Here is an 11100-nt window from a genome sequence, read left to right on the forward strand (position 1 = left end):
CGGAGTTGATCGAAAGAGTCATGGGTGTCCTGCGTTGCTTGGCCGTGCCCGTGGGGCTGGCAGTCACTCTTCTGGCCTTGCAGAGCGTCAGTTGGGCACAGCCGGCTTCTGCCCAATTGCCCCCTGACAAGGCCAAGCAGTTTCTTGAGTTGCTGAAAGATCCAGGCGTCAAGGCGTGGCTGGAAGGTCAGGCTGCTGCAACCGTGCCCAAGTCCGAAGCACGAGACCCGGTTTCCGATATGCTGACAGGCTGGGAGGATGGCATCCGCGACCGCATCGAGACGCTCGTTCATGCGGTGCCCCTGGTGCCGCAAGAGCTGGCGAGGGCGGCCGACGTCATGGAGCGCGACGTCAATGCGGGCAGGCCAGGGTTCGTGGTTTTCATTCTGGCGGCGCTCGTCGCGGTGGGCGCCGGCGCGGAATGGCTGGTGCGACGAGCGCTTCCGAAATCGCCCATGAAAGGTGGAGGGCAAGAGCTCGCGCCCCGCATGCTTCTGACGGAGCTGGCAGCCCTGCTGACATTCTCCTTGGCTGGCATCGGGTCGTTCCTGGCTTTCGAATGGCCGCCGTTGCTGCGGAAAATCGTGCTGGTTCTGCTGTTGGCCATCATCGCCTTTCGCATGCTGCGAGCTGTCCTGTGGCCGGCAATAGTGCTTGCCGCACCTCGAACCTTTCCGGATGCATCGGGCGAGGGCGGTGAAGTCGCGTCCGACAAAGAGCAGCCCGTCGTCGATGATGGTGTGCAGGGTTTCTGGTTCCGTCGCATCAGCCTGATGGCCGGGATATTTCTGCTCGGCTGGGTGATGGTCAGCATCATGCAATCTCTCGGCAATTCAGCGGAGGTCACGCAACTTGCCACGCATCTGATGGGGCTCGGCCTGCTGGCGGCAGCGGTCGAGGTAGTCTGGCATCGGCCCGACGGAGTTCCGTCCGCCCTGAAGGGGATCCTGCTCACGCTTTTCCTGATCGCGCTTTGGCTGCTTTGGCTAGGCGGAATGACCGGCCTCTTGTGGATCGGCATCTATGCCTTGGTCCTGCCGGCCGTACTGAGGGCCGTCGGCCAATTGGTGCAGGCCATTGCGGGCAGCGGCAGGCCAGCGGGCGCCGTGGGCGTGGTCTTCGATGTTCTCGTGGTCAGGGGCGCCAGGGCGCTGGTTATCGCCTTCGCGGTAGCCTGGCTGGCATACCAGTGGCGGTTCAGTACCTTGGCGCTGTCCGGCAGCAAGCTTGGCGAGAGAGTGGTTGACGGCCTGTTTCACGCCGTCATCATCTTGGTGCTAGCCGATCTCGCCTGGCAGCTGTCGAAGGCACTCATCGACTATCGTCTGAGGCTTGCTGCGGAAGTCGATGCGACTGGAGTACAAACTGGCAGGCTGCGCACTCTGCTGCCGATATTCCGCAATGTGCTCGTTGTATTCATTGCCGTCGTGGCTGGCCTGACGATCCTGTCGGGCTTGGGTATTCAAATCCTGCCGCTGATCGCAGGCGCCGGTATCCTGGGCGTCGCCATCGGCTTCGGATCACAGACGCTGGTCAAGGACGTGCTGAGCGGTATTTTCTACATGCTCGACGATGCCTTCCGTGTTGGCGAGTATATCCAAAGCGGATCCTACAAGGGCACCGTCGAATCCTTCAGTCTGCGCTCCATAAGGTTGAGGCACCAGCGCGGGCCCGTCTTCACGGTACCGTTCGGCCAACTCGGGGCTGTCCAGAACATGAGCCGCGACTGGGCGATCGAGAAGATGACGATCAGGGTCACCTACGACTCCGACGTCGAACTGGCACGCAAGCTCATCAAGAAGATCGGCCAGGAGCTGGCCAATGCCCCCGAGTTTGCCGCCGACACGATCGAACCCTTGAAGATGCAGGGCATCGACGATTTCGGCGAGTATTCGATCGTGCTGCGGATGAAGCTCATGACCAGGCCCGGCACGCAGTTCGCCATAAAGCGTCGCGCCTATATGATGATCAAGAAGGCCTTCGAGGAAAACGGTATCAAGATCGCCTTCCCGACAGTCCGTGTGCAAGGAGGCGGTGAGGCCGCCGCGGCAGCCCAGCAAATACTCAATCTGCAGCAGCCAGCCCCGGCAGTGCCGGGTTAGGGGTACAAGATTGCTTGCGATTGACACCAAAGGCGAGGGGCACTCCTTCCTGTGCAATACGGTAGACTACTCTCCTGTACGACAACGCATCCCGCTTGCCGTCAACGGTAAGTTTATCCCCCGGAGGGCTTGGGCGATAGCAATCCCATCGGCGGAAAGCTTGGCTTCAAGGGAAATGGTTGCCCTGGCCTTCAGAGCCGGGCTGGCGAGCCGATGTGCTGGCCGACCCAGACCAATCGATCGGGGCCGCCGTTCCGCTGCTCAGCACGAATAGCGCTATAATTACAAAATATTAGCACTCTGTGTGGCTGAGTGCTAAAAATTTGCGAAGCCCCTCTTGAAAGGGTAAAATCCACCAACCAGATCGTACGCGCGACGTTTGAAGAAGGTCGCGTGGTGGTGCGCCGGACCTGTCTGGGTGCGGCGACGTCTGACTGCAAACTGTATGTCCGTAGGAGGAGTGCGACATGACCTTCCGCCCATTGCATGATCGTATCCTTGTTCGCCGCGTCGAAGCCGAAGAGAAGACGGCGGGCGGCATCATCATTCCAGACACCGCCAAGGAAAAGCCGCAGGAAGGTGAGGTGGTCGCTGTCGGGCCCGGCGGGCGCGACGAAGCCGGCCAGCTGCAGCCACTCGACGTCAAGCCCGGCGACCGAATTCTCTTCGGCAAATGGTCCGGTACCGAGATCAGGCTCGACGGCGAGGATCTGCTCATCATGAAGGAAAGCGATGTGATGGGCGTGATCGAGGTCGAGGCTGCTGCGAAGAAGGCCGCTTGAGCGAGCCGGAACAGGCAATCAGTGCTGCGTCAGGAAAATGCTGCCTTTGAAGGAGTAGAACAATGGCTGCCAAGGACGTCAAATTCTCTTCCGAGGCCCGGGAGAAGATGTTGCGCGGTGTCGACATCCTCGCCGACGCAGTGAAGGTCACGCTCGGGCCCAAGGGGCGCAATGTCGTCATCGACAAGTCGTTCGGCGCGCCGCGCATCACCAAGGATGGCGTTACGGTCGCCAAGGAAATCGAGCTCGAGGACAAGTTCGAGAACATGGGCGCGCAGATGCTGCGCGAGGTTGCCTCGAAGACGAGCGACGTGGCCGGCGACGGCACCACGACCGCGACCGTGCTCGCCCAGTCGATCGTACAGGAAGGCGCCAAGGCAGTGGCGGCCGGCATGAACCCGATGGACGTCAAGCGCGGGATCGACCGGGCCGTGGAAGCTGTGATCGCGGAGCTGAAGGGCAACGCTCGCAAAGTCACCAACAATGACGAGATTGCCCAGGTCGCTACCATCTCCGCGAACGGAGATACCGAGATCGGCCGCTTTCTCGCCCAGGCCATGCAAAAGGTCGGCAACGAAGGCGTGATCACGGTGGAAGAGGCCAAGACCGCCGAAACCGAACTCGAGATCGTCGAAGGCATGCAGTTCGACCGCGGCTATCTCTCGCCTTATTTCGTGACGAACCAGGACAAGATGCGGGCCGAGCTCGAAGAGCCTTACGTGTTGATCCACGAGAAGAAGCTCTCGAACCTGCAGGCGCTGCTACCGATCCTGGAAGCCGTCGTGCAATCGAGCAAGCCGCTGCTCATCATCGCGGAGGATGTCGAGGGCGAGGCGCTCGCAACGCTCGTTGTCAACAAGCTGCGCGGGGGTCTGAAGGTGGCGGCCGTCAAGGCGCCTGGCTTCGGTGACCGGCGCAAGGCGATGCTCGAAGACATCGCCATCCTGACCGGCGGCACGGCGATCAGCGAGGATCTCGGCCTCAAGCTCGAGAACGTCACTTTGAACATGCTCGGCCGCGCCAAAAGGGTGATCGTCGAGAAGGAGAACACCACGGTTGTCGATGGCGCGGGCCGTAAGGAGGAAATCCAGGGCCGCATCAACCAGATCAAGGTGCAGATCGAGGAGACCACCTCGGACTATGATCGCGAGAAGCTACAGGAACGTCTTGCCAAGCTTGCCGGCGGAGTCGCGGTGATCCGGGTCGGCGGGTCCACAGAGGTCGAAGTCAAGGAGAGGAAGGATCGCGTGGATGACGCGCTGCATGCCACGCGTGCCGCGGTGGAGGAGGGCATATTGCCCGGCGGTGGCGTAGCGCTGCTCAGGGCCGCCAAGGCGCTCGACGGCATCGCTGCCGATAATCCCGATCAGAAATACGGCATCAACGTCGTTCGCCGTGCAGTCGAGATGCCGGCGCGCCAGATCGTCGAAAATGCGGGGTCTGAGGGGTCCATCGTCGTGGGCAAGCTGCGCGAAACCTCGGATTTCGCCTATGGCTGGAATGCGCAGACCGGTGAATATGGCGACCTGTATAAACAGGGCGTGATCGATCCGGCCAAGGTCGTGCGCACCGCGCTGCAGGATGCGGCGTCGGTGGCCGGCCTGCTGGTGACAACCGAGGCGATGGTCGCCGAGAAGCCGAAGAAGGAAACGGCCGCGCCGGCGATGCCGGGAGGCATGGATTACTGACCCTGGCAGGCGCTCCTGACGCAGGGGCGCCGACGCATCTCGTGCATTGGTTCACTGCCCGTCCAAGGGAATGGCTGCCGCCCGGCACGCCATCCCTTTGTTGGAGACGTCGAGAATGCTTCCGAGGCGGCTGCGACAATGCCTGCCCTGAGCGCCGGTCGCCGGATGGCTCAGCTGCCGGCCTCGGGAGATGGTGTGGTCCGTCGAACCGGATTGTTACGATGGAGGAAACCTTGGATCACATAGCCTTTGAAGAGCCTGTGGAGGTTATTGTCGGCCTTGGTCTGCCGACGCGCGTCGACGATATCATGGAAGCCTACACGCTCCTCAACGAGTGGCCTCCCTCTAAAAGGAACGCCGCTCATGCCATCGCGCTGAACGCCTGCAGGGCCGCGCTTGTCGGCGAGGTCGACGCCGGGACTGTGCGGGCAACTTTCGTCGCCTTTGCGCGCAGGGCCGGTCTTCTGGCTCCGACGGTGGACGGCGTGATCCCAACCCAAGCGAATGAGCCTCAGGGCCAGGAATTGAGCGCCTGATCGAACAACAGGTTTCAGCAACGTGCGTCGTGCGTGTGGCCCGCCCGCATTCGCCGTCATGAACAGATTACGAGTTCTGGAGCAAAGCATGAATGATGTGCCCTTCTCCGATCCCATAAGGTTGAAGCTCGGCCCCAGTGACGAACGTAAGGTGGCGAGCGCCTGGGAGGCCATAGAGTGTCTGCATCAGCAGTGGCCGGAACGGGCGCAGGGGCGAACCTATCGCGCGGCCTACCGCGCCTGCAGGGACGCGCTCGACGGCTGGCGGGCCCCAAAGCATGCACGTCGAGCTTTCGTAAAGGCGGCTCGCCGGGCGGGCCTCCTCGCCACCTAGATCCTTGTTTGGGCATCGGATTTGTCCGAAAACCGCTACGCACTTTTCGGTCCGATGCTCGAGCTCAGGCGGCTGGCCTACTGCGTCTGGCAGGTGATCGATTTCAGATAGGTCGAGATGATCGAGTTCCAGCTGTCGTCCGGTGCGAAACTGCGGATGACGACGATGCCCTCGCCGACATCCGCATCCACGAAGATCGCCGATGCCAGCTCGGCCGGCAAATCCTTGCGCATCTCGATCATCTCGGTGGGGGTCGCCACGACGAAATCGAGCTTTCCTTCGGTCGCCGTGCGGTCGTTGAAACTATAGATGTTCTGGCCGGAGCGGTCGTAGATCGAGGCCGACCAGAACGGCACCTTTCCTTCGGCCTTCAGTCGCACCGGGCCATCTTCCAGATTGAAGCGGCAGGCCACTGCCCTGAACAGCGGGTCCGGGGCGTTGACGACCGGCTGCGACTTGTCCGAACCGTCGGCGGGTGTGATGACATAGAGACCGGCAGTGTTGGCGAGCCTCGTCCAGGCATCGCGCTCGGTGACCGTCGGCAGCAGGAAGAGAACAGCAATGTGGACGATCCCGGCGCCGACCAGACCAACCACGATGGCATACGCAAGTTTAGCCCACATTTCTCACACTCCATGTGGCCTGCGTCGCACTTGGTGCGCGGCGAATGCCGCGTCGGGTGGCGAAGGGCGTATCGGGATATACGGTCGAGCCGCCCGACGCGGCAGGCGCCCGCGACAAGGCGACCCGAAGGGCCGGTTCAAGAAGCCGACAGTGTGCGTCGCCGCGCTTGCCCGATGGCACCGCATCGGGCTGCGCGCAGCTCCTACCCTGTCGGCTTCTTGAACCGGCGCAGGCCGCATGGAGTGCGAGAAATGCGGGCTAACCATCGCAGCCGGTCCTGAGCACTTGAGGCAGCTCGACGTCCTCGACGCCGATGCTGCCGGAGACAGGCGTGTCGTAGAGGGTGAGCACGAAAATCATCGCTCCTGAGCCCGCGACGCTGAGCCAGTTGCCTGGCTTGGCGTGGGGACCGACCGCCACGGCGAAGGAGTTGTCGGCGTTGCGAAGGACGTCCAGCGACTGAAGCGCCGGCTTACGGTGCCGGTCGCCTGCCAGGATGCGCAGCGACGGGTCGGCCGCGTAAAGTGTCCAGAACCTTGCCGGTGGCGCCGATCCCTCGATTCTGTAGCTGCATTTGCGCGAAAGCTGTGCGCCGCCTGCATCCCGCGTCGCAAAGAAGGCGATCCCTTCAGCCCGCCCGAGCGCAAGCAATCCCTGACGGGCCGCGCGCGCCTTCGAATAGGGGTCGGCATCGGGAGCTCCCATGGACGGGTAGGCGGTCCAACTGCCGATCGTGACCGTGCCGACGCCCTCGCGCGCCTGCAGAGCCTGCCACACGCTTGCCGTGCCGCCGCCGACCGCGATGGCGAGCGTCACCAGAGTAAGAAAGACGGTTCGAAGCATGAGGAGCGAATAGCGAATAGTGAATAGGGAACAGTGAATAGCGCGTAACGACGTATCCGATCAAACGCTTGCCATCCACCGCTCCCTATTGCTACTCGCCATTCGCTCTACAACGCCGACAGCGTTTTCGGCTCCGGCGGCGCTTCGATTACGGGAGCGGAGCGGAATCGGCCGGAGAGCTCCTTCAGGAACTCGGTCGACGCATGCGACAGTACTGCCGGCCGCTCGAGCTTCTGCTCGGCGTTCTTCTGCTCCTCGGTTTTAGCTGACTCAGCGACCTTGGCGGCCGTCTTGTGGTCGACAAATGGATGCTGGATACCCGGGATAGGCTTCAGATCGAGGTTCTTGTGGGCATATTCCATGAGACGCTCCCAGCTCATGGCCGGCAGAGAGCCGCCCGTCATGTTGCGGGTCGGGCGAAAGTCATCATTGCCCATCCAGACCGCTGCCGTGTAGTTGCCGGTGAAGCCGCAGAACCAGGCATCGCGATAGCTCTGCGTCGTGCCTGTCTTGCCGGCCACGCGAATCCCGGGGAGGGCAGCACGCTTGCCCGTTCCGATCTCCGGAACCTGCACGAGCATGGAGTTCATCTCGGACACGGCCTTCTCGGAGACCGCCCGCTTCGGCTTCGGCCCGTCGCGGTCGAAATCGTAGAAGACGTCGCCCGTGCGGGTAACGAGCTGGGTAATGGCGTGACGCGTCCCGACGAAGCCGCCATTGGCAAGCGTGTTATAGCCGGTGGCCTGGTCCATGACCGTCATGCCCGAGGTGCCGAGCACCATTGTCTTGTGACTCTCGAGCGGCGATTCCACGCCCATCTTCTCCGCCTCGGCCTTGATCACGGGGATCGACAGCTTCTCCTTGGCAAGACGCACCGGCACCGAGTTGAGCGATCTGGTGAGGGCCGTGGTGATCGTCACGCGTCCCGCATAACCGCGTCCGTAGTTCTTGGGCGACCAGTTGCCCCAGCTGATCGGGCCGTCGACCACGATCGAGTCCGGAGTCAGCCCGGCCTCCATGGCGGCCGTATAGGTGTAGATTTTGAACGACGACCCGGCCTGGCGCAGGGCCTTGGTGGCGCGGTTGAACTGACTCTCGCCGTAGTCGCGACCGCCCACGATCGCGCGCACGGCGCCGTTGTTCTCCAGCATCACGATCGCACCCTCCGTGACGCCATAATCCTTGCCGTATTGCCGCAGGTGATATTCGAGCGTTTCTTCTGCCGCCGATTGCAGGTCGAGGTCGACAGTTGTGCGAGCAACCATCGAGTGGATGCCGTATTTCGAAGCTATCCTCTTTGCCTCGTCGAAGGCATAGTCGAGGAAGTAGTCGGGGCTCTTGCGGTCGCCGCGGTCGACGACATCGGCCGGATGCAGCCGCGCCGACAGCACTTGTCCCTCCGTCAAGAAGCCTCCCTGGACCATATTCGAGAGCACCTCGTTGGCACGTGCGCGCGCCGCCGGCAGGTTGATGTGCGGAGCGTATTTGGTGGGCGCCTTGAAGAGGCCGGCGAGCATAGCCCCCTCTGCCAGCGTCAGGTCCTTGATGTTCTTGCCGAAATAGAAATCGGCGGCAGCCGCGAGCCCGAAGGTGCCGCCGCCGAGATAAGCACGATCGAGATAGAGCTGGAGGATTTCCTTCTTCGTGAGGTTCATCTCGAGCCAAAGCGACAGGAAGGCCTCCTTGACCTTGCGTTCGACGGTGCGCTCGTTGGAGAGGAATAGGTTTTTGGCGAGCTGCTGTGTGATCGTCGAGCCGCCCTGAACCACTGAATTCGCCTGGACGTTTACCGTCATGGCGCGCAACAGGCCGATGAAATCGATGCCGAAATGCTCGAAGAAGCGGCGGTCCTCAGTGGCCAGGACCGCATTGACGACATGGTCGGGCATTTCGTCGAGAGGCACGGAATCGCGCTGGAAGATGCCGCGCTGCCCGATCTCGTTGCCGTATCGGTCGAGGAAGGTAACGGCGAAATCGCCTTGGTTCCTCCAATCCTTCGATGTCTCGTCGAATGCAGGCAGCGCCAGCACCAGCATGACGACAGAGCCGCCGGCGCCGAGGGTGGCGCACTCGCTGAGCAGTTCGATGACAGCCCGCCGCCAGCCTGTCACGCGGAAGCGGCGGAAGAAGATTGTCAGGTTTTCCCACGTCTCCCGCGCGATGAAGCCAGCCTCATAGAGCGTGGAATCGATCCATGCATCGACATCCAGAAGGCGCGTGGCCCTGGGAGCTCTCGGCTTCTTCCTTTCGTCGGGTTTGTCCATGTAGCCTTGCCTGGAGACTGAACTGAAATAGCCGTGAAGGTGAAAACGCAAGCCGGCATTTTCTTGGCAGCGCGCGCCTGCGCCCCAAGCCGACTATTCGTCTTTTTTCGGGACAGCGACAAGCACGCGAAAGACACAGTCTCAGTTTCTTGATCTGCAAGGTAAAGGTGTACAGGAGTGAAATCTCAGGTTGGCGGTATCGGGCTGTGTGCGGGCTCGGCTGGCCAGACTGAACCACCACGTTCGCTGCCTGTCGGCCTTCGACAACTTTGCCCGGAACAAATGGACGGTTTGCGACTTCGGTGGCTGTTAGTAGGCCAAGCCGCGGTCATCGCCCCACCCCCGCCGCAGCAGTGCCAGGCTTGGCGTAAGAGCCCGTCGCTTGTCCCCTTCGGCGACGGGCTCGTATTTTTCCCGCAAGACGATGACGAGGGGGCCCGAATGCAGCCGCCTTTGCGGGCAAACAGGCCCTTCTTCCTGGCATCCGGTGTCTAGCTTTCGGCCTTCATCGTTTTAGCCAGCCTCATCAGCTTGTCCCGATCGTTCCCATGCTCCTCGATGAGTTCACGCGCCTGGTTGGGGGAGAGATCCGTATTCTCAACTAGATATTTCACGTCCGTGTCATCGACCACATAGCGGCCGGGGACGTCCGCCTTCGATTCTTTATGAGCCATGATCGCTGTCTCCATACGACGACATGAACGGAATTGCCGCATGGCCGAGAAGTTCCACAGCTGCGTGACGGTGACAGCCTGACTGGATTCGAAAGGCATGGACAGGCCAAGCTTTCAGGCGCAAAATATCGTGACTAACAGCTCTGTGATTGAGTATTGCTGGCACAGATAGAAGATCAGGCGTTCGCCAACGAGCATCATGCCATGGTCACGCATTTTTCATCGGGGATTGTCGACCCGGAGGAGCTGCAGGTCCTTGCCCGAGTGCTTGAGAAGGCTCGCGCCACTCTGGCCGTCGAAAAGGGCTCACCAGAGCACGAAGCGCTTGCTATAGCGCTTGTGCAGCTGACACGGCGGACGAATGATGAGAATGCCCTCCTCACAGAACTGGTTCGTAGCCGTAAGGAAAGGGCGGCTTAGAGCGTGATCCCGAACCGAAGGTCAGCGCAGCAGAAAGTTGCAGACTTCTCTGACAAGGTGGAAAAAAATGCCGAAGCAGGATGAATGAATTCATCCTGCTCCAGGCAAGTCAGAGGGCGACGGCAAGTGGCGTCCGCCGCGGCTGAGCAGGCGCTCGCAAATGCTCCACTCTCTTGCTTCTCGCAGGTCGCAAAACCCTGCTACGTTCTGCGCAACCTGCTCAGGCCGCTGCAGCGTATTCACGCTGCTCAGCCACCATGGGCTTCGATGACCTTGCGGCACGCTTCCGAAAGGCTGGACTTGTTGGCAAGAAGGCAAGCGTTCATCTCGGAAGGCTTGCCTATATGCGCGGAGCAATACTTCATCGCGTCGGAGCGGCAGGCGGCCTGCTCCGCTTTGGTAGCGGCCTCGGACGAAACTGCCGCGCCGCCTGCGACGATGAGCGTGAGAGAAAAAAGCACCGATTTGATCATTGGTTCGTCCTCCTGGCGAATGAGAGCCCCCCTGTCCTTGGATGAGCGGGCGACGAGCCGTCTATCACGAGACTGTAGCCGAGATATGCCATGTTCATGGCACGCTCCGGCCTTGTTTCCGGCCAGTCCCGCGGCGGCGCAGATGAGCATGCCCGAAATGCGCCTTTGTGTCCCGGATATGGAGCGGTTTCAGCGCCATCCTCCCATCTTCATGGGATACGCGATTTTGGCGGAGCGGCATAGATCGACGGCATACGAAGGCTTGGGCGCCGTTGATGGTTCGCAGTGCTGCGGCCCCGCAGGGAGATCGTGATGGCTCGAATGAAGTGTCTCTTGGGCGCGACCCTGGCGGCGGTTTTG

10 protein-coding genes are annotated in these 11100 nt (G+C 61.5%); 5 read left to right on the forward strand and 5 right to left on the reverse strand.

What is annotated here, in order from left to right:
* Positions 1-20 precede the first annotated feature (20 nt).
* From SAZ10_RS04880 to SAZ10_RS04900, 5 genes are all read left to right on the forward strand, one after another.
* The gene (locus SAZ10_RS04880; RefSeq protein ID WP_412535174.1) at positions 21-2102 is read left to right on the forward strand and encodes a mechanosensitive ion channel family protein; all 2082 of its coding nucleotides are present in this window, start codon (positions 21-23) and stop codon (positions 2100-2102) included.
* Positions 2103-2569: 467 nt separating this feature from the next.
* Positions 2570-2884 carry a co-chaperone GroES gene (locus tag SAZ10_RS04885; protein WP_318608053.1) on the forward strand — a complete coding sequence of 105 codons (315 nt, stop codon included), beginning with the start codon at positions 2570-2572 and terminating at the stop codon, positions 2882-2884.
* A gap of 62 nt (positions 2885-2946) precedes the next feature.
* Positions 2947-4572: a chaperonin GroEL gene (groL, locus tag SAZ10_RS04890; protein WP_318608054.1), complete on the forward strand. Its 1626-nt coding sequence runs from the start codon at positions 2947-2949 to the stop codon at positions 4570-4572.
* Positions 4573-4793: 221 nt separating this feature from the next.
* Positions 4794-5108, forward strand: coding sequence for a DUF982 domain-containing protein (locus tag SAZ10_RS04895; protein WP_318608055.1), 315 nt, complete (start codon positions 4794-4796; stop codon positions 5106-5108).
* 88 nt (positions 5109-5196) lie between these two features.
* The gene (locus SAZ10_RS04900) at positions 5197-5442 is read left to right on the forward strand and encodes a DUF982 domain-containing protein (protein WP_318608056.1); all 246 of its coding nucleotides are present in this window, start codon (positions 5197-5199) and stop codon (positions 5440-5442) included.
* A gap of 77 nt (positions 5443-5519) precedes the next feature.
* Here the strand turns inward: SAZ10_RS04900 and SAZ10_RS04905 are convergent, their stop codons facing one another.
* The 5 genes from SAZ10_RS04905 to SAZ10_RS04925 all read right to left on the reverse strand — a co-directional run bounded on the left by SAZ10_RS04905 (position 5520) and on the right by SAZ10_RS04925 (position 10740).
* On the reverse strand, positions 5520-6065 hold the full coding sequence (locus tag SAZ10_RS04905) for a DUF1254 domain-containing protein (RefSeq protein WP_318608057.1): 546 nt from the start codon (positions 6063-6065) through the stop codon (positions 5520-5522).
* A gap of 259 nt (positions 6066-6324) precedes the next feature.
* Positions 6325-6909, reverse strand: a complete 585-nt coding sequence (locus SAZ10_RS04910; protein ID WP_318608058.1) for a DUF1214 domain-containing protein — start codon at positions 6907-6909, stop codon at positions 6325-6327.
* Between the two features lie 107 nt (positions 6910-7016).
* Positions 7017-9173, reverse strand: coding sequence for a penicillin-binding protein 1A (locus SAZ10_RS04915; protein ID WP_318608059.1), 2157 nt, complete (start codon positions 9171-9173; stop codon positions 7017-7019).
* 491 nt (positions 9174-9664) lie between these two features.
* On the reverse strand, positions 9665-9847 hold the full coding sequence (locus SAZ10_RS04920) for a hypothetical protein (protein ID WP_318608060.1): 183 nt from the start codon (positions 9845-9847) through the stop codon (positions 9665-9667).
* 668 nt (positions 9848-10515) lie between these two features.
* The gene (locus SAZ10_RS04925) at positions 10516-10740 is read right to left on the reverse strand and encodes a hypothetical protein (protein WP_318608061.1); all 225 of its coding nucleotides are present in this window, start codon (positions 10738-10740) and stop codon (positions 10516-10518) included.
* Between the last annotated feature and the right edge of the window lie 360 nt (positions 10741-11100).

The sequence above is a fragment of the Mesorhizobium sp. BAC0120 genome (assembly GCF_033542235.1).
Lineage (GTDB): Bacteria > Pseudomonadota > Alphaproteobacteria > Rhizobiales > Rhizobiaceae > JAWRCU01.